A 17,552-nucleotide genomic window follows, 5' to 3' on the forward strand; every position below is an offset into this window, starting at 1 on the left:
GACCGCGTCGTCGACACCGTGGCCGGCCAGGACTCGCCGTCCCTGCACGGCACGGTGCGCGTCACCGCGCCCGACGGCTTCGGCACCGCCTTCGCCACACCCGCCCTCGTACGGGTACGCCGCCGGCACCCCCGCCTCCAGGTCGAACTCATCACCGCGACACGGCAGCTCGCCCTGCGCCCGTCCGGTTTCGATCTCGCTCTCGTCATCGGCACTCCCTCCAGCAGCCGTCTGGTGACCGAGCACCTCACCGACTACACGCTGGGGCTCTACGCCTGTGACGACTACCTCACCCGGTACGGCCGCCCCGAGACGGCGGCCGAGCTGCGCGAGCATCCGCTCATCTTCTACATCGAGTCGATGCTGCAGGTAGGCGACCTCGACATCGACCGCCACCTTCCCGGCATGACCCCGGCATTCTCCTCGACGAACGTCTTCGCCCAGCTCGAAGCCACCCAGCAGGGAGCAGGCATCGGCGTCCTGCCGGCCTTCCTGACCCAGCGGACGCAACTGCGCCGACTACTCGCCGACGAGATCGACATCCGGCTCCCCATCACCCTGGCCGTCCGCCGCGAGGCCGTGACGCACCCCGCCGTACGCGCCGTCTGGACCGCTCTACGGCATGAGGTCGCCGAACGGGCCGCCGAACTGCTCCCGGAATGACCGTGCCTGCGGCGTTCGCTCTCGGGTGGCTCGGCAGCATCAGCTCGCCCGGAGATTCCGAACTCGAGTTCCGTCACACGCAATACCGAATCCTGACGGGAAAGGCAGTCGAGTCTCAGGCCGCCGATCCGCAACGGTAGGCGTCCTGAGTCGCCGACCGCTTTGCGAGTGGACCGGCGGGGGCCTGGTGTCGCCGTCAGCACGGGAGGCAGTGTCCTCCGTCGTCTCCCCCTCGCCGGCGCGTACCGCCGGGGGCGGCCTGCAGCCCCTGGAGGTGCAAGTGCACCCGCAGCAGCCGATGCCGCGTTCCCTGCCAGGGCGTCGCTCTCAGCGGCGGCCCAACGGCAGAGGAACACGGTGGGTCCACGGGGTGTCGTCGCCGCGTTCGACCATCCGAAGGGGATGGTCGAGCTTGCGGGCGGCCCAACCGACGAGGCGGCCGGTGCAGCCCCTTCGATCCAGACCAACCAGGCGCAGCCTCCGCAAGCACTCCCGGAAACGCGCCGTACCAGACCTCGCGCAGGATCCGGAGCATCCACGTCTCACCCCCAACCTCAAGGGCCCGAGCGATCGGGCGGTTCGACGTGCCCGGATCGAGAGAGGGCCACACCGATGCCCTCACAAGGGCCTCCTCGCATCCATGGGGGTGATTCCAACTCATCTGAGTTTACTTTCTTATACTCAGCCAGTAGCGTCATGACCAGCACATCGACCCGGCTGCCGCGGGGGAACCCCGCACGGCACCCGTCCGAGAAGGAGCGCCATCATGGGAGTCAGCAAGGAAGCACACGAGTTCGCGGAGTTCCTCGCGAGCGTGAGCGCTAAGTCGTCGACGCCCGGCCTCGACCTGGCCGTCATCCGCGACATCGTCGACTCGAACCACAAGGCGTCGACCGAGCCGGAAGGCGTCACCTACGCCGAAGTCGACGCGAACGGCGTCCCCGCCCTGTGGGCCATCCCCGAGGGCGCCGACCCCGACCGGGCGTTGCTCCACTTCCACTTCGGCGGATCCGTCACCGCCTCGATGCACTCCGACCGCAAGGCCGCGGGCCACATCGCGAAGGCGGCCGGCGCCCGCTCCCTCGTCGTGGACTTCCGCCTGGCGCCCGAGCACCCCTACCCCGCCCAGCTCGACGACGCCGAGACCGCCTACCGCTGGCTGCTCTCGCAGGGCTACCAGCCCCAGAACATCGGCAGCACCGGCCACTCGATCGGCGGCACCCTCGCGGTGATGCTGCCGCTGCGTCTCCTCGCCAAGGGCGAGGCCACCCCGGGTGCCATCGTCAGCGTCTCCCCGTGGACCGACCTCACTCTCCAGAACCCGGCGGTCGACGAGAACGAAGAGAACGACAAGATGCTCAGCCGGGGCACGCTCGAACTCTTCCGGGGAGCCTGGCTGCAGGATCCCTCCGTGGACTTCACGGCCCCCGAGATCAGCATCGCGAAGGCCGATCTGACCGGCCTGCCGCCCACGATCGTCTACTACGGTGAGTACGAGACCCTCGCCGACGACGGCGCTCAGCTCGGACGGCGCCTCGCGGACTTCAAGGTCACCACCGAGGTCCACTCGCTGCCCCAAGGGCAACACTCGTTCGTCCTGGGCGCGGGGCGCGTACCCGAGGTGGACCAGGCCATCGCCCAGATGGGCCAGTGGCTCCGCACGCACCTCGGCGCGTGAGCGAAAGCTGCGCCTGATGGCGGGGCCTGCAGGCCAGGCCGCCGCACCACCGCGATGCCGGTGACCGTTCCCCCCGGTCTCCGGCATCCTGCTCGACCATGCCGGCCGACATGCGGTACTGGTGTCCGGCACGGTTCCGCACGCAGCAACACCACCGTCCCTTGATGCCACAAAGGAGTGCGCGATGGGAACGTACGAGGATGTCTTCCGCGCCAGCACCGAGGACCCGGAGGCCTTCTGGCTGAAGGCGGCAGAGGGCATCGACTGGGATGTCACTCCGCAACGCGCCCTGGACTCCTCGGGCGCACCCTTCTACCGCTGGTTCCCCGACGGGCGGCTCAACGTCTGTTTCAACGCGCTCGACCGGCACGTCGAAGCCGGTCGCGGCGAACAGCGCGCGCTCATCTACGACTCACCCGTGACCGACACCCGGCGCACCTACACCTACACGCAGTTGAGGGACGAGGTGGCGGCCTTCGCCGGAGCGCTCGCGCAGCTCGGCGTGGGGCACGGCGACCGTGTCGTCATCTACATGCCGATGGTTCCCGAGGCCGTCGTCGCGATGCTGGCCTGCGCACGGATCGGCGCGGTCCACTCGGTCGTCTTCGGCGGATTCGCGCCGCGCGAACTCGCCCTGCGCATCGACGACGCGGCCCCCAAGGTCGTCGTCTCCGCGTCCTGCGGGATCGAGGGCAAGCGGGTCATCGCGTACAAGCCGCTGCTGGACCGGGCGATCGAACTCGCCGTCCACAAGCCGGAGAAGAGCGTGATCCTGCAACGCCCGCAGGAACGTGCGGAGTTGGGGCCCGACGATCTCGACTGGGGCGACCTGGTCGGCGCCGCGCCCGCGGCCGAGTGCGTTCCCGTCCCCGCCACGGACCCCCTCTACATCCTCTACACATCCGGAACGACCGGAAAACCCAAGGGAGTCGTGCGTGACTGCGGCGGCTACGCGGTGGCCCTGCACTGGTCGATGGACGCCGTCTACGACGTGGGTCCGGGCGAGACGATGTTCACCGGCTCCGATGTCGGCTGGGTCGTCGGGCACTCGTACATCGTCTACGCACCCCTGCTGGCCGGCGCCACGACGGTCCTGTACGAGGGCAAGCCGGTCGGCACCCCGGACGCGGGCCAGTTCTGGCGGGTGGCCGCCGAGCACCGGGTCAAGACCATGTTCACGGCGCCCACCGCCTTCCGGGCCATCCGCAAGGAGGACCCGAAGGGAACGCTCACCGCGGACCACGACCTGACCGGCCTGCGCCATCTCTTCCTGGCCGGTGAGCGCCTCGACCCCGAGACCTATCACTGGGCGAGCGCCCTGCTGGGCATCCCGGTGATCGACCACTGGTGGCAGACCGAGACCGGCTGGCCCATTGTCGCCAACCCCGTGGGCATCGAGGCCGCTCCCCTCAAGCCCGGGTCCCCCACCCGCCCGCTGCCCGGCTGGGACGTCCGTGTCCTCGACGCTTCGGGCGAGCCGGTGCCCCCGGGCGTCGACGGTGCGATCGTCGTGAAGCTCCCCCTGCCACCCGGCGCACTCCCCACCCTCTGGAAGGACGACGACCGCTACATCGCCTCCTACCTCTCCGCCTACGACGGCTACTACCTCACCGGCGACAGCGGCCACCTCGACGACGACGGCTACGTCTTCGTCATGGGCCGCACCGACGACGTCATCAACGTCGCCGGACACCGGCTGTCCACCGGCAGCATGGAAGAGGCCCTGGCCGCCCACCCCGACGTCGCCGAATGCGCCGTCATCGGCGTCGCCGACGAACTCAAGGGACAGGTGCCGCGCGGCTTCGTCGTCCTGAAAGCCGGCATCGACCGCGAACCGGGCGAAGTCGAGGCCGAACTCGTCCAGCTCGTACGCGAGCGCATCGGCGCCGTCGCCTCCCTCAAGGACGTCACGGTCGTGGCCGCCCTGCCCAAGACCCGCTCGGGGAAGATCCTGCGCAAGACGATGCGCGGCATCGCCGACGGCCACGACGAACCCATCCCCTCCACGGTGGACGACCCCGGCGTCATCGAGGTCCTGCGCCCTGTCCTCCGCCGCGCCGGTCACACCCCGTGATCGGCTGCCCCAGCCCTGGCCGACGGTGGGTGAGCGCGGCCACCGGACTCCGCGCGGCACGGTCCGTCGGCCGGGGTGGGCGTACCTTGTGATCATGGGTATCGACGCCCATGTCTTCCTCAGCGATCTCGCTCGGGGCCTCGCACCCCGAGCGGATCAATTGGCCGACGTGGTGCTGCAGCACCTGCTCGGCGAGCTTCCCGAGGTGTGGAAGTACGAGGACATCGCCGCCCAGGCGCCAGTAGGGTTGTCCGAACACGTCGCCGCCAGTCTGGATTTCCTCGAGCGCGGCCTTGATATGACCTAGGTCAGGACGCCACCTGGCGCCATAGAGTTCGCTTGCCTACTCGCTGAGCACGGGGTGCCGATCAGTCAGCTCCTCCGCGTCAATCGGCTCGCCCACGCGAGTCAGCTTGATCAGTTCTATGCGGAAATAGCCCGGGTTCGCCGGGTCCCAGGAGCTGATCAACGCGGCGACGGTCACGCTGAGCGCGATGGCCTTCGAGTACGTCGATCGCACGTCGGAACAGACTGTCGCTGCTTACCAGAGGGCACGCGACCGCTGGCTGCAGCGGCGGCTGCTCGTGATCAACGAGGCCGGGACACGGATCGGGACCACCTTGGACACCACCCGCACCCCGCAGGAACTGGCGGACGTCGGTGCCGACCACCTCGCCGACCTCGTCACCGTCGACCTCCTGTCCTCCGCCCTCCAGGAGGAGGGGACATACCCGGTGGACGGTCCTGCGACGCTCCGCCGCATCGCCCAGGCGGTCTCGGACGGCTGTCCGGACCCGGCAGTCGGCACAGGGCAGACACATACCTACCCGCACGGCTCGGAGCCGGCTCGCGTACTGGCCACCGGACAGCCCCTCCGGCTCCGTATCACCGCCGATGACATCCCCACTTGGCCGGCGATGTCAGCGGACAACGAGCTCGCCCTACGCACCATGGGGCTCCGCTCCATGCTCCTGGTCCCGCTGTGGGCCCGCGGGAGCCCGCTGGGAGTCGCACAGTTCGCTCGTGGTCACACGGCGGATCCCTTCGACGACGACGAACTGCTGTTGGCCCAGGAGATCGCGTCCCGAGCAGCGGTGAACATCGACAACGCCCGGCGCTACACCCAGGAGCGTTCCACCGCACTCGCCCTCCAACGCAGCCTGCTGCCACAAGCCGTGCCGGAGAAATCCGCCGTCGAGACGGCATCGCGCTACCTGCCCAGCGGATCGCGAGCGGGCGTGGGAGGCGACTGGTTCGACGTGATACCGCTCTAAGAACTGGCCTTCACCACCGAGCTCGTGGTCAGCGAACTGGTGACGAACGCCATCCGCTACGGCAAGAGCCCCATCCAACTGCGGATGATCCTTCAATCCGCCCTGACGTGCGAAGTTTCCGACGCCAGCAGCACGGCCCCGCACCTGCGCCGCGCCCGGGTCTTCGACGAGGGCGGCCGCGGCCTGCTCCTCGTCGCCCAGCTCACCGAACACTGGGGCACTCGACACAACCGCGAGGGCAAGGTCATCTGGGCGGAGCAGGCACTCCCAGCCTGCCTCGCCGACGTCTCATCCGCTATGGCCTGAGGTTCAAGCGGGAGATACGCCGCAAAACTTCCCACCCCCCGGGGACCCCACTTGCGCCAGCCCCCCAAGCCGCATAATATTACGGTCGTAATTCTATTGGACGCGCCGACGACAGCTCGGCCTGCAGGGGCACGGGCTGCGCCATCGGGCCCGAAGCAGAAGAGCCCGGTGACCCCGTTCACACGGTGTCCGCCCCCGCGCCTCTGCGATCCACCACCCATCATCTGAGGAATCACCCATGCTCAACGCCCTGTGGAACCCGACCGCCGCCGGAGAGATCGCCCTGCCCCACCGGCTGGCCATGGCCCCCCTGACCCGCAGCAGGGCCACCCCGGACGGCGTACCGACCGAGCTGAACGCCGAGTACTACGCCCAGCGCGCCTCACACGCCCTCATCATCACCGAGGGCACCCAGCCCTCCGCCGACGGCCAGGGCTACCCGGTGACCCCGGGCATCTACACCGAGGAACACATCGCCGGCTGGCGCAAGGTCACCGACGCCGTACACAAGGCCGACGGGCGCATCGTCATCCAGCTGATGCACGTCGGGCGGATCTCCCACCCGGACAACACCCCTCACCACCGGCAGCCGGTGGCCCCCTCCGCGATCAAGCCGGCGGGCCTCACGTTCACCGCGTCCGGGCTCCAGGAAATGCCGGTGCCGCGCGAGCTGTCCACGGAAGAGGTCGCCGCGACGGTCGACGACTTCCGGCGCGCCGCCGCGGCCGCCATCGCGGCCGGCGCGGACGGCGTCGAGATCCACGGGGCCAACGGATACCTGGTCAACCAGTTCCTCTTCCCCAGCACCAACCAGCGCACCGACCAGTACGGGGGCTCCCTCGACAACCGAATCCGCTTCGCGGTCGAGGTCGCCACGGCCGTGGCCGACGAGATCGGCGCCGGCCGCACCGGCATCCGGATCTCTCCCGGCAACCCCTTCCAGATCAACGACCTCGCGGAGAGCGACCCCCACGAGCTCTACCCGCACCTCCTGCGCGCCCTCGCCCCCCTCAACCTCGCCTACCTGCACATCGGCCACGGCGGCGACGAGGAACTCCTCTTCACCCTCCGCAAGCTGTGGCCCACCACGCTGATCCTCAACCGGGGCGGTGCCGACATCGCCACCCGCGCCAAGGACGTCGAAGACGGCCTGGCCGACGTCGTCACCGTCGGCACCATGGCCCTCGCCAACCCCGACCTCGTCGAGCGCGTACGCTCCGGCGCCCCCCTGAACACCCCCGACCCCAACACCTTCTACGGCGGCGGCGCGGCCGGCTACACCGACTACCCCACCCACGCAGCCTGACCAAGGGCCACGACGCCCAGCGAATCACCGACTTCGGGCGCCTCGACACGGCTGCGGCGCACGACGGTCCGGCAACCCGAGGAATTACGGGCCGCCACCGCCGTGCGCCGCAGCTGTTTCACCCCGCATCCCGGCGTTCTGCGCCGAGGTCGAGGGAGTCCGGCATCGCCGCACCGACATCACCGGTCGCCGCCGATGCTCACCTTTGAGCGGGAGGCACCGGGAAGAGCATGCAGCTACTGGTGGCGTGGGCGAGCAGACGATCCGTCCCGTCGATCAACTGCGCCTGGGCCAGGGCGGTTTGACGGCCCTTGTTGACCACCGTGCCGATGGCGCGCACCGTACCCGTGTCCACGGTGATCCGCCGCAGGAACTTCACCGTCAGGTCGAGCGAGGTGTACGCCATGCCCTGCGGGAGGGTGGACTGGACGGCGCACCCCGCCGCCGAGTCGAGCAGGGTGGCGAAGATGCCGCCGTGCACGCTGCCGATCGGGTTGTAGTGCTCCTCCCCCGGCGTCAGCGAGAAGACCGCCCTGCCGGGCTCCACCTCGTCCAGGGTGAAGTCGACGGTGTAGTTGATGGGCGGTCCCGGCAGTCGCCCCGCCTGCAGCTCGCGCAGGAAGTCGATGCCGGCCATGCGTCGGGCGGCTTCCGCCAGGAGCGCGGGATCTTCCCATTGATACGTACGCGTTCGTCCCACGACCAGCGCCTTCCCATCTGACTTTTACAAGTGAAGCTAGCCGCGAGCCCATCTGGCTGTCAATGACGAAGCCAGGCCCCTACGATGGCGGGATGGAGTGGCTTGAGGCGAGCATGGAGAACTGCCCCGTCCAGCGCACGCTCGACGTGGTCGGAGAGAAATGGACGTTGCTGATCCTGCGTGACGCCGTCAACGGAGTCCGCCGCTTCGACGACTTCCACCGCCACATCGGCCTGTCGGAGGCCGTCCTCAGCGACCGCCTCCGGAAGCTGACCGCGGCCGGCGTCCTCAAGACCGTCCCGTACCAAGAGCCGGGCAGCCGCCCCCGCAAGGAGTACCGCCTGACCCGCAAGGGCTGGGACCTGTGGCCCGCCCTGATGGCGCTGAGCCAGTGGGGCGAGACGTACACCCTCGGCCCCGAGGGCCCCGTACTGGACGTCCGTCACACCGACTGCGACGCTCCGGTCCGCGTCGTCGTCGAGTGCTCCGCGGAGCACTCCGCCCTCACTCCCGGGGAAGTCACCGCCCGGCTGGGACCTGGCGCCCGCCTCCGGACCTGAGCCATCGCTCCCGGTCCGTACGATCACAGATCAGCGGCCGAAATCACCTGTCGATCGTAATATTACGTGTGTCAGGTCATGGATTAGTCTTGAGCACGAGGCAGCGGCCTTACGGAGCGAATGGAGGAAGCCCGTGGTGCGTTACGCCAAGGAGCACAAGCAGGTGACGCGGCAACGCATCATCGAGACGGCCGGCCACCGGTTCAAGCAGGACGGCATCGACGGCTCGGGCATCTCCACGCTGATGTCGGACGCAGGGCTCACCAACGGAGCCTTCTACGCCCACTTCGCCTCCAAGGACGACCTCGTCGCCCATGTCGTGGCCGAAGAACTGCGCACCCAGGTCGCGAGTTACGGCACCCTGCGGCCCGGCCGCCCGGGACTCGAGGATCTCATTCGCGAGTATCTCTCGCCCGAGCATCGGGACCACCCCGGCCTCGGATGCCCTTCCGCCGCCCTGCTCGACGAGGTCGGCCGCTGCGGAGACGGGACCAAGCAGGCCTACACCGACGGCGCGCGGAACATCCTCGATGAGATCGCCGCCCGTCTGAAGCCCGAGGATCCCAAGTCCGCCCGCGGCACAGCCATCGGGCTCTACACCATGCTGGTGGGAACGTTGCAACTGTCCCGCGCCCTCTCCGACCGTAAGTTCGCCGACGAGGTCCTTGAGCAGGGAATCGAGAACGCCCTCGCATTCATGAGGTGAGGGGAAGACCTACGGCCGCCCGCGGACTCACAGGAAGGCTTCTCCGCGAGACCCGTGCTTTCGTCGGGCCCCCCTTCGCCGGACTCAAGGACTCAGAAAGCGACGAGCAGGCACCTCGAGCCGCTCACCCAAAGGGCGTCACGGCTCTCAGGCAACGTCCTCGGCCCGAGCGACGACTGCACTTCACGCCCACTACCGTCCGAGGAACTCGAGAGCCGTCTCCACGAACTGCCGGTGGAACTGGAAGACGCCACCGTGGCCGGCGTCGGGGTAGATCACCAACTCGGCGTTCGGCAGTCGTCGTGCCAGGTCGGCCGAGTTCTTGGACGGAACCATCCTGTCGCTGTCACCGTTCGCGACGAGCACGGGCTGGTGGACGACGGAGAGATCGTGGGGCTTCTCCAGGCCCCAGCGGTGAATGGCCTTGAGCTGGTTGCTGTACGCGATGGGGGACATGGCCTTGTCCCGGTCGGCGGTGCGCTCCTTCAGGCGGGCCAGGAACTCCTTGCCGGCCCGGCGCCCGCCCGCGGTGCGGGTGAAGAAGAGGAACTGCTTCGGGTCCTGGAAGGTGAGCAGGGCCCGGACGGTGTCGAGATGGGACAGCACCGTCACGTTCTTGATGCCCTCACCGCCCGCGGGACCGGTGCCGCTGAGGATCAGCTTGCGGACGAGCTGCGGGTCGGTCTGCACGATCACCTGGGCGATCATGCCGCCCATCGAGAAGCCGTGGATGTCGACGCGCTCCAGTCCGAGCGCCCGGATGAACGTGACGGCATCCTTGGCCATCTCCTGGATGGTGCGCGGGGTCGAACCGGTGGAAGTGCCGACGCCCCTGTTGTCGAAAGTGATGACGTGGTGCTTGGCGGCGATGCCGTCGACGACCCGGGGGTCCCAGTTGTCGAGGACTCCGTAGAGGTGGTTGAGAAAAACCACCGGGACGCCGGAGCGGGGACCGAGCTCGCGGTAGGCGAACGTCACTCCCCCGGCGGCGATGGTGCGGGTCGGCGCATTCTTGTACGACGTCACCACGTCGCCTCGTACTTCCTGCGAGTCACTCACGGCCGTGCCTTTCAGAATGGGGTTTCTGCGACGACGCCGCCCCCCTCCTCTTTAGGTGGGGAGGGCACAGAGCAGTTACCCGCGTCTCCCGGCTGCGGCTGCAGCTGCGGGGTCGACGCCAAAGGCGTGGGCATCGGAACCCTGAGCGGTCGAGCCCCTCAGCATCACGTCGACGATTAAAGTATGACTGTAATTCCATGGAGTGGCAAGCCGACGGCTCGACCGTCTGGACCGTCGTACCCGGTGTTGCAGGTCGACTGGTCCAAGGCCGCCCCGTTGGCGGTCGACCCCCCGGCGACCTCGAGGCACTTGCCGCTGTTGACGTTGGTGAAGGTCACGTAGCCGCCGATCACCGTCGTCTTCGTCCACAGTTGCTGTGCGGCTCCGGTGCACGTCGACTGGACGGCGACCGCACCGTCGGCGGTGGAGGCTCCGGAGATCTGCAGGCACTTGCCGCTGTTTACGTTGACCAGCTCGTAGTTGGAGCCGACGGCCGTCGGCACCCACTGCTGTTGGCCCCGGAGTTGCAGTTCCCCGCGTTCACGGCCGCGCCGTCCGCCGTACTCAGGAACCAGACGTCCGCGCACTTGGCGCTGTTGCGGTTCAGCAGGTGGTTGTTCGCAGCCCCCAGGGGGCCGGCGAGGACGGGCCAGCCGCCGGAGAAGGTGACCTGGCGTATGTCGAGGGTCTCCTGCCCGGAGTTGTTCCCGTCGTAGTAGTGGTAGGCGAGGAACTTCGACGAGCCGTCGTCGTAGGCGTCCGCACCGCCCGCGGCCACCCTCGGGTAAGCACCGGTGAGGACGCTGGTCCCGCCGCCGGAGGCCATGTCGGTGCCGTTCTGGTCGAGGTACGGCCCCGTGATGCTGGTGGACCGGCCGACCACGGTGTAGTAGGTGCTGTTGACCCCGTTGCAGCAGTTCCCCTTGGAGCCGAAGAGGTAGTAGTAGCCGCCATTGAGGATGATCGCCGGCAGCGCGGGCCGTCTCCGTCTCGGGGTAGAACAGGTAGAGCACGTCCTTCAGGTCGGCATCGGGCTTGGCCATGATGCCCAGGACCTTCTCGCTGAAGGGCGGAGCGTCGGGCACCCAGCCGGCCGGGCCGCTGCCCGCCACTATGAGCTTGCGCACCAGCTCGGGGCGCCGCACGGCCACCCGCTGGGCCACGATGCCACCCAGGGACCAGCCGAGCAGGTCGGCATGCGCGAAGCCGAGTGCGTCGATGAACTCGATGGCACCCTCGGCGAATCCCTCCAGGGAGTCGCGCGGCTCGCCGTCGGTGTAGCCGACGCCGACGTTGTCGAACACGATCACGTCGTGGTCGGCGGCCAGGTAGTCCAGGAACTCCGGGTCCCACCAGTCGACGGTCCCGCGGAAGCGGTTCAGCAGGACCAGCGGGACACCGCCCTGCCGACCCATCCGCCGGTAGGTGAACGTCGCGGAGGGGCCCTCCACGGTGAGGTTCTCGGCCTTGTCTGTCAGATACGTGCTCATGATGCCCTTCCCCTGTTGACGGGTGTTCGCGACATCTCGCGGGCCGCCCGCGCGGCACACCGAAGACGTGCTGGTACGGCGGGACGGAGTTCCCTTCGCCGGCACCCGATGTGCTGAGCCGGCATTGTCGACCAGGTCGCGGATCCGCCCGAATGGGCCGATCACCTGCTCGACCACGTTGGTGACGTAGGCGTCCCCGGTTGCATCGAGCTCGCTCGAGGTGCATCAGCCGCCGCGACGGGTGACATCCCTGTCTTCCGGCTCATTTCGATCACCCCGGATCCGCCTTGCCAAGCGCAAGGGGGTGCCTCCCGGGTGACGAGTAGATTACGCTCGTAATATTATGCATGGGGGCGCCGGGCGCAAGCGGGTTCTCGCGACCGACCGCACTCCACCGACCCCGAGCCGGCCACGCGCCTCACCATCGACCGGACAGTCACCGACATCCCGGGATTATTGAATTACGTTCACAATGCAATACAGGGAGTGAGCCCGCGGAGAGCGAGCGACCCCTCCGAGGAACGAGGAGGCGTGCGGTGCGATACGGGACAGAGCACAAGCAGGCGACCAGGCAGCGGATCATCGAGGCGGCCGGGCGCCGGTTCAAACGGGACGGCATCGACGGCTCAGGCATCTCGGCACTCATGAAGGACGCAGGACTGACCAACGGCGCCTTCTACACCCACTTCACGTCGAAGGACGACCTCGTGGCCACCGCGGTCGCCGACCAGCTACAGGCGCAGAACGCGAACGTCGTCGCCCAGGCGGCACCCGGCCGTGCCGGACTTGAGCAGATCGTGCGGTGGTACCTGTCCGCCCAGCACCGCGACAGCTCCGACGACGGCTGCCCCTCCGCCGCCCTGCTCGACGAAATCCGGCGCTGCACGGACTCGACCAAGCAGGCGTACACCGACGGCGTACTGATGGTCATCGACGGCATCGCCGCCCGCCTGGCACCCGACGATCCGCTTTCGGTCCGGACCAAGGCACTCAGCGCCTACGCCATGATGGCCGGGACGCTGCAGCTCTCCCGCGCCCTCGCCGACAGGCGTCTGGCCGACGAACTCCTCGAGCAGGGCATCCACAACGCCCTCGCACTGCTGGACGTCGTGCACGAGTGCGCCAGGACCTCCACCTGAGGCACCCGCAGTACGCGCACGTCCGCACCGAGGCCGCCCCGGCTGCACCTGGGCATCACACCGCGACAGCCCTGAGAGCACCAGGCCCACTTGCGGCCCGCCGACTCACCGCATAACATTATGATCATACTTTAGCGGGTCCTGCCCCTCCCCGCCCGCGGGGAGGGGCCAGCATCCACAAAGGCGAACGGGGCAGCTCTGGAAGGCTCTTCCTCCGATCGAGGAAAAGGCCGGTCGCTACACCCGGCACGCCCCACCCGCGCGCGCCACCGAGGACACTCACCCCTCCGTCGGCAGCCGGGGCCAAAAGCTCCGCCCCCCATAAAACCCATGGCACAAAAACTGGCATCGAGGCCCGCAGGATCCGGCCCGTCGTCGACACCGTGTTCCCATTCGAGTCGGCCCGAGAAGCGCTGGAGTACGTCGAAGCGGGACACGCGAAGGCCGGCAAGGTCGTCCTCAGGATGACGTGGGGAGCAGCCCTGCCGGGCGATCAAGGTCCTCCCCAGCCCCGGAACGGCACCGCCCCCGACAACGAGAAATGCCCTCAAAGCGCATGACGAAGGCCGTCCTGCCGCACATGCGCGCACAGGGAAGCGGACGCATCATCAACATCTCGTCCATCCTCGGGTTCATCCCCCAGCCCTACATGGCCGCCTACGCGGCGCCCGATCGAGGGGTACACCGAGTCCCTGGACCACGAGATCCGCGAGCACGGGGTCCGGGCCCTTCTCGTCCAGCCGGCCGGCACCAACACCTCGTTCGAGGCGAACGCCGTCGAGCCCGACATGCCCATGCAGATCTACGCGGAGCAGCGGCGCATCGCCGACCAGGTGGCGGCGGCGTTCAACAGGGACGGCGACGATCCCGCCACCGTCGCGAAGGCGATCGTCGCGGCCGCCACCGACTCCAAGCCGCAACTGCGGTACGGCGCCAGCCGGAGCGCCCGGCGCATCAGCACGGCGCGCCGCTTCATTCCCGCCGGGGCCTTCGACGGGCAGATCCGCAAGGTCAACAAGCTCGCCGGCTGAGATCTGCACCACCGAAGGCGTGACCGCGGGCCGCGGGAGTCTCCTGGGACTTCTCCGACGGCGCAAGCTGCGTGCCGCTTGCCCCACGTCCCGGGCGATTGGGCCTCGCCCCGAGAGCCCCAGGTCTCCGTGTAGCCGCCTCCTGCCTGCGGTGACAGTGGCAGGGTGGCGGCAGGGCGATCCTCAAACCAGGACAGGCCTCCAGTGTCGAGGCCGTGGGGGGGGTGACGGCGACGCAGGCGAGGCGGGCTTCGCCGTCGTCGATCGGACCGGGAACGGCGCGGCCGGTGCCGTCCGGAGATCTTTAACGGTGCGGGTTACGTCGGGTCGTGACGGTTGGTGTGAGCCCGCGCCATGCCGGAGGGATGAGGTATGCCGATGGTGGTGGGCTGACGGCCGAGGAGCGGGCTCGGCGTGAGCAAGTCCGGCTCGCGGCGGCTGACTTGATCGAGGCTGGGGCCAGTGTCGGGGAGGTGGCCCGGCGGCTCAGGGTGACTCGGCGGAAAACCTGTTCGACCGACGTTCCAAGATCGGTTGAGAGACGGCTTCCAACGCCGCATCAACGGCTCGGAACCGCAGCCGTTTTGCGTCAGTATCCGACCGTCAGGTGGTTGGGCTTGCATCGGTCGGCCGTGGTCAGGCTTCTGGGCTCCTTGCCGCCGGCTGGTCGCTGTTGCCGTGTGCCAGTGAGGCGAGAATTTCCTTGCGGCAGACATCGAGGATTTCATCCGCCAGCGGAGAACCGTCCGGGCATGCCCGCGACAACATGATCGCGCCGACCGAATGGGCGAGCATGTCGATCACCATGGTGCGGGCCGCGCGCTGGTCCGCATCCCCCGGCGTATCACTTTGGGCCTGGAGGACCGCCACCAGGTTCTCGATCCCTGCCGCGAACTCTGTTCGGATGTCCGCCGGCTGACGTGCGGCGTCGCCGCCAAGGGCCGCGATGGTGCAGCCGTCATCGCGCCCGTCGCGATGCTCCCGGGAGACGTAGTGCTCGACGAACTCGGCGGCGGCCATGCCTTCCGTCCGTGCCACGGTCTGTGAGAGCCCGCTTGCGGACGCTTCGGCCATCAGGTCGGCCTTGGAGCGGAAGTGCTTGTAGAACCCGCCATGGGTGAACCCGGCGGCTGCCATCAGTTCCGCCACGCCGACACCGTCATAGCCGCGCTCACGGAACAGCCTGGAGGCTGTCGCGACGATGTGGGCACGGTTCTGCTCTGCCTGCGCCTTGGTGACCCGCATGTCCAGCCGCCCTTCCTTCGGTCGACGCTCGACGGTCAAGCATACATAGATGTCGATCGACATCAAAGAGCTTGACTTTTTAGATGACGATCGTCATCGTATTGCTCACGCCCTCCAGAAAGGCTCAGGCCATGAGTGACACGCATGTGACCGCACCGACTCAGTACATCGAGGTCGACGGCGACCGGTTCGCCTACCGACGCTGGGGCAAGCCCTCCGGCGTCCCGATCTTCCTGGTCCAGCACTTCCGCGGGGGGATGGACAACTGGGACCCGCTGCTCACCGACGGCCTGGCCGAAGGCCGTGAGGTCATCCTGTTCAACGGGCGCGGCATCGCCTCGTCATCCGGCACACCGCGCAACCGGATGGAGGACATGGCCGACGACATCGCCGCGGTCATCCGGGCGCTGGGGCTGGAGCAGGTCGATCTGCTCGGCTTCTCGATCGGCGGTTACCAGGCGGAGGAGGTCGCGCTGCGCCACCCGCAGCTGGTGCGCAAGCTCCTCCTGCTCGGTACCGGCCTCCGGGGCGGGGACCCGACGAGTGACCCCAAGGTGCCTGAGTACGCGCTGAATCCGGTCCCCACGCTGGAGGACTTCCTCTTCCTGTTCTTCGGCCGTTCGGAAGCCGCGGTCGAAGCGGGCCGGGCCTTCTGGGAGCGACGTCACCAGCGGGCCGACCAGGACACGCCGAGCTCGCCCGCGGTCGCACAGGCACAGTTCGAAGCGGCTATCGCCTATGCGGAACCGCTGCCGGGCGAGAATCCCTATGCCTTCCTGAACGCGATCACCCAGCCGACGCTGGTCCTCAACGGCGAGAACGACGTGATGATCGCCTCGATCAACTCCTGGCACCTCGCCCAGAACATCCCCAACGCTCAGCTGCTGATCTACCCCGATGCCGGGCATGGAGCGCAGTTCCAGTACCCCGAGCGGTTCCTGAAGCACGCCCTTCAGTTCCTCGACGAGTAACCCCTGCAGGGCTTCGGTGCAGTCGCTGACGCCTGGTCCGTGATGACGGGCCGCAGGCTCACCGGATCCCCGGAATGCGACAGTCACACCTTCCCAGGCGTCTCGGTGAAGGCGGGGGCAGTCAACCTGCCGTATCTGCTGCGCGAACGCCCCGCCCACGCTCTGACGCTGGCCGCCGATGACACTGCCCGTCTCACTGCGGTGGAGGGTTGGGACACGGTGCTGCTGTGGGCGCTGCTGGTGCCGTTGTTCGAGACACTGCTTCAGCCGGTCCGGCTGCGGGCGGCAGGAGAGATCTTCCCGCGCACGGAACAGCAGCGGTTCTGGACAGCGATCGAGGAGCGTTTCCGGCTGCTGGGCATCGACGAGAGTGCGCTGGAAGGCTTCCGCTTCGGCGGCGGCTGGCACCAGCTGGACCGTGCGGGACAGCAGCAGGCTCGCCTGGCTTTGCTGGACACTCTTGCCGCTGCCGATCTCGTGGAGCTTGTCGCACGTCACCGGATCCAGCGGTTGCAGGGGCTGATGGCTGGTTTCGCCAAGAAGGCCAAGACGGGAACGGCCCTGGCGCGGCGGGTGCTGACCAGAGAGTTGCAGCCGGTCGTCTCCGCGTACTTCGGGGGCGACTGGCTGGCTGTGCTGGACTACCTTCAGGCTCCCCCTCACCCGGATGAGGAGACCATCACCGCTCTGCCCGAGCCTCGTCTGTACGTCGGCATGGCCGCGCAGACGGCCGGCATGGCTGCCGAGGCGGGCATCGCGGAGGACGAGGTTCATGCGATGCTCGCGGCCTTCCTCGGCGGCGGCAGCTCCGTGTCCCCTGTGGAGGAGCGGGCTGCGGCCCTGCGCGGCTGGTGGGCGGCCTTCGACCAGGCGCACGCCGACCAGTCACGGGGAATGCCGTCCTTGTGGGGGCTGGTCGATCAGGATCTGATGAGTCTGAACCGGACCGAGCAGGGTTCACCCCCCAGTTGTATCGGCAGCGACTGCCCTCCGATGTCCTCGAACGGGTGGGGCGGCTGTGGGAGACGGTGACGCTCCAGCGGCACCCCGGCAGCATCGTCAGCAACCCGCGCCCGCACCAGACCATGGCCGAAGCCCTCGGTCCCGCGGCCGAGTTCTGGCACGGCGTGGGCCTGACCGCCTGGTTCGTGTGCGAAGGCCCCTACTCCCGAACCACCTTGGACCGTCGACCGCTACTACAGCAGGCCCCTGGCCGCCCTGCGCGCGGCCGGATGCCCCGTCGACACCGCCTTAGTCCGCGAACTGGGAGCCGCCGAACAGCTCCTGGGGCCGGAGTAAAGAGATCACCGACAGCGAGGACAGTACGGTCGATACCCCGTACGGGCAGGT

19 protein-coding genes and 2 pseudogenes are annotated in these 17,552 nt (G+C 68.4%); 14 read left to right on the plus strand and 7 right to left on the minus strand.

From position 1 onward, the window contains the following. The first annotated feature begins 18 nt into the window (after positions 1-18). From ACFYWX_RS40210 to ACFYWX_RS40225, 4 genes are all read left to right on the plus strand, one after another. Positions 19-663, plus strand: a complete 645-nt coding sequence (locus ACFYWX_RS40210; protein ID WP_389430053.1) for a LysR substrate-binding domain-containing protein — start codon at positions 19-21, stop codon at positions 661-663. 766 nt (positions 664-1,429) lie between these two features. Beyond that, positions 1,430-2,341, plus strand: a complete 912-nt coding sequence (locus ACFYWX_RS40215; RefSeq protein ID WP_389430055.1) for an alpha/beta hydrolase — start codon at positions 1,430-1,432, stop codon at positions 2,339-2,341. A 184-nt stretch (positions 2,342-2,525) separates the two neighbouring features. Further along, positions 2,526-4,415 carry a propionyl-CoA synthetase gene (locus tag ACFYWX_RS40220; RefSeq protein ID WP_389430056.1) on the plus strand — a complete coding sequence of 630 codons (1,890 nt, stop codon included), beginning with the start codon at positions 2,526-2,528 and terminating at the stop codon, positions 4,413-4,415. A 94-nt stretch (positions 4,416-4,509) separates the two neighbouring features. Beyond that, positions 4,510-4,722 (plus strand): hypothetical protein, encoded by a 213-nt coding sequence (locus tag ACFYWX_RS40225; RefSeq protein ID WP_389430057.1) that lies wholly within the window; start codon positions 4,510-4,512, stop codon positions 4,720-4,722. A gap of 36 nt (positions 4,723-4,758) precedes the next feature. Here ACFYWX_RS40225 and ACFYWX_RS40230 read toward each other — a convergent pair whose 3' ends face one another. Next, positions 4,759-4,899, minus strand: coding sequence for a hypothetical protein (locus ACFYWX_RS40230; protein ID WP_389430058.1), 141 nt, complete (start codon positions 4,897-4,899; stop codon positions 4,759-4,761). Positions 4,900-4,909: 10 nt separating this feature from the next. Here ACFYWX_RS40230 and ACFYWX_RS40235 point away from each other — a divergent pair, with 10 nt between their 5' ends. From ACFYWX_RS40235 to ACFYWX_RS40245, 3 genes are all read left to right on the plus strand, one after another. Continuing rightward, a complete protein-coding gene (locus ACFYWX_RS40235) occupies positions 4,910-5,689 on the plus strand; it encodes a GAF domain-containing protein (RefSeq protein WP_389430059.1) in 780 nt (259 codons plus the stop codon). Positions 5,690-5,713: 24 nt separating this feature from the next. Beyond that, positions 5,714-5,995: an ATP-binding protein gene (locus tag ACFYWX_RS40240; protein ID WP_389430061.1), complete on the plus strand. Its 282-nt coding sequence runs from the start codon at positions 5,714-5,716 to the stop codon at positions 5,993-5,995. Between the two features lie 238 nt (positions 5,996-6,233). Continuing rightward, complete coding sequence (locus ACFYWX_RS40245; RefSeq protein WP_389430062.1) at positions 6,234-7,301, plus strand: alkene reductase; 1,068 nt, start codon at positions 6,234-6,236, stop codon at positions 7,299-7,301. A gap of 199 nt (positions 7,302-7,500) precedes the next feature. Here ACFYWX_RS40245 and ACFYWX_RS40250 read toward each other — a convergent pair whose 3' ends face one another. Further along, the gene (locus ACFYWX_RS40250; protein ID WP_389430063.1) at positions 7,501-8,001 is read right to left on the minus strand and encodes a PaaI family thioesterase; all 501 of its coding nucleotides are present in this window, start codon (positions 7,999-8,001) and stop codon (positions 7,501-7,503) included. 92 nt (positions 8,002-8,093) lie between these two features. On the opposite strand from ACFYWX_RS40250, the gene ACFYWX_RS40255 reads away from it, so the two are divergent. Together ACFYWX_RS40255 and ACFYWX_RS40260 are read left to right on the plus strand one after the other, a co-directional pair. Further along, positions 8,094-8,561 (plus strand): winged helix-turn-helix transcriptional regulator, encoded by a 468-nt coding sequence (locus ACFYWX_RS40255; RefSeq protein WP_389430064.1) that lies wholly within the window; start codon positions 8,094-8,096, stop codon positions 8,559-8,561. Positions 8,562-8,694: 133 nt separating this feature from the next. Then, the gene (locus tag ACFYWX_RS40260; RefSeq protein ID WP_389430065.1) at positions 8,695-9,267 is read left to right on the plus strand and encodes a TetR/AcrR family transcriptional regulator; all 573 of its coding nucleotides are present in this window, start codon (positions 8,695-8,697) and stop codon (positions 9,265-9,267) included. Positions 9,268-9,459: 192 nt separating this feature from the next. Here ACFYWX_RS40260 and ACFYWX_RS40265 read toward each other — a convergent pair whose 3' ends face one another. From ACFYWX_RS40265 to ACFYWX_RS40280, 4 genes and pseudogenes are all read right to left on the minus strand, one after another. Next, on the minus strand, positions 9,460-10,326 hold the full coding sequence (locus tag ACFYWX_RS40265; protein ID WP_389430067.1) for an alpha/beta fold hydrolase: 867 nt from the start codon (positions 10,324-10,326) through the stop codon (positions 9,460-9,462). Between the two features lie 176 nt (positions 10,327-10,502). Further along, on the minus strand, positions 10,503-10,829 hold the full coding sequence (locus ACFYWX_RS40270; RefSeq protein ID WP_389430131.1) for an RICIN domain-containing protein: 327 nt from the start codon (positions 10,827-10,829) through the stop codon (positions 10,503-10,505). Further along, positions 10,787-11,299: a family 43 glycosylhydrolase gene (locus ACFYWX_RS40275; protein ID WP_389430133.1), complete on the minus strand. Its 513-nt coding sequence runs from the start codon at positions 11,297-11,299 to the stop codon at positions 10,787-10,789. The genes ACFYWX_RS40270 and ACFYWX_RS40275 overlap by 43 nt, the downstream gene beginning before the upstream one ends. 25 nt (positions 11,300-11,324) lie before the next feature. Then, positions 11,325-11,816 (minus strand): annotated as a pseudogene (locus tag ACFYWX_RS40280) (alpha/beta fold hydrolase); the annotation flags it as partial. Between the two features lie 536 nt (positions 11,817-12,352). On the opposite strand from ACFYWX_RS40280, the gene ACFYWX_RS40285 reads away from it, so the two are divergent. The 3 genes and pseudogenes from ACFYWX_RS40285 to ACFYWX_RS40295 all read left to right on the plus strand — a co-directional run. Next, on the plus strand, positions 12,353-12,955 hold the full coding sequence (locus ACFYWX_RS40285; RefSeq protein WP_389430069.1) for a TetR family transcriptional regulator: 603 nt from the start codon (positions 12,353-12,355) through the stop codon (positions 12,953-12,955). A gap of 347 nt (positions 12,956-13,302) precedes the next feature. Then, complete coding sequence (locus ACFYWX_RS40290; RefSeq protein WP_389430134.1) at positions 13,303-13,515, plus strand: zinc-binding dehydrogenase; 213 nt, start codon at positions 13,303-13,305, stop codon at positions 13,513-13,515. Further along, a pseudogene (locus ACFYWX_RS40295) lies at positions 13,509-13,986 on the plus strand (SDR family NAD(P)-dependent oxidoreductase); the annotation flags it as partial. The gene ACFYWX_RS40290 and the pseudogene ACFYWX_RS40295, both read left to right, overlap by 7 nt. Before the next feature lie 636 nt (positions 13,987-14,622). Here the strand turns inward: ACFYWX_RS40295 and ACFYWX_RS40300 are convergent. Then, positions 14,623-15,294, minus strand: coding sequence for a TetR/AcrR family transcriptional regulator (locus ACFYWX_RS40300; protein WP_389430071.1), 672 nt, complete (start codon positions 15,292-15,294; stop codon positions 14,623-14,625). A gap of 68 nt (positions 15,295-15,362) precedes the next feature. Here ACFYWX_RS40300 and ACFYWX_RS40305 point away from each other — a divergent pair, with 68 nt between their 5' ends. Both ACFYWX_RS40305 and ACFYWX_RS40310 read left to right on the plus strand, forming a co-directional pair. Continuing rightward, on the plus strand, positions 15,363-16,202 hold the full coding sequence (locus ACFYWX_RS40305; protein ID WP_389430072.1) for an alpha/beta fold hydrolase: 840 nt from the start codon (positions 15,363-15,365) through the stop codon (positions 16,200-16,202). Positions 16,203-16,307: 105 nt separating this feature from the next. After that, complete coding sequence (locus ACFYWX_RS40310; RefSeq protein ID WP_389430073.1) at positions 16,308-17,234, plus strand: hypothetical protein; 927 nt, start codon at positions 16,308-16,310, stop codon at positions 17,232-17,234. Positions 17,235-17,552 lie beyond the last annotated feature (318 nt).

Origin of the sequence: Streptomyces sp. NPDC002888 (assembly GCF_042888465.1) — a bacterium.
Taxonomy (GTDB): Bacteria; Actinomycetota; Actinomycetes; order Streptomycetales; family Streptomycetaceae; genus Streptomyces.

Excerpts from the sequence above, each read along its gene's own strand:
- ACFYWX_RS40215 (WP_389430055.1), top strand. The coding sequence starts at position 1,430 with ATGGGAGTCAGCAAGGAAGCACACGAGTTCGCGGAGTTCCTCGCGAGC.
- ACFYWX_RS40220 (WP_389430056.1), top strand. The coding sequence starts at position 2,526 with ATGGGAACGTACGAGGATGTCTTCCGCGCCAGCACCGAGGACCCGGAG.
- ACFYWX_RS40225 (WP_389430057.1), top strand. The coding sequence starts at position 4,510 with ATGGGTATCGACGCCCATGTCTTCCTCAGCGATCTCGCTCGGGGCCTC.
- ACFYWX_RS40235 (WP_389430059.1), top strand. The coding sequence starts at position 4,910 with ATGGCCTTCGAGTACGTCGATCGCACGTCGGAACAGACTGTCGCTGCT.
- ACFYWX_RS40245 (WP_389430062.1), top strand. The coding sequence starts at position 6,234 with ATGCTCAACGCCCTGTGGAACCCGACCGCCGCCGGAGAGATCGCCCTG.
- ACFYWX_RS40255 (WP_389430064.1), top strand. The coding sequence starts at position 8,094 with ATGGAGTGGCTTGAGGCGAGCATGGAGAACTGCCCCGTCCAGCGCACG.
- ACFYWX_RS40300 (WP_389430071.1), bottom strand. The coding sequence starts at position 15,294 with ATGTCGATCGACATCTATGTATGCTTGACCGTCGAGCGTCGACCGAAG.
- ACFYWX_RS40305 (WP_389430072.1), top strand. The coding sequence starts at position 15,363 with ATGAGTGACACGCATGTGACCGCACCGACTCAGTACATCGAGGTCGAC.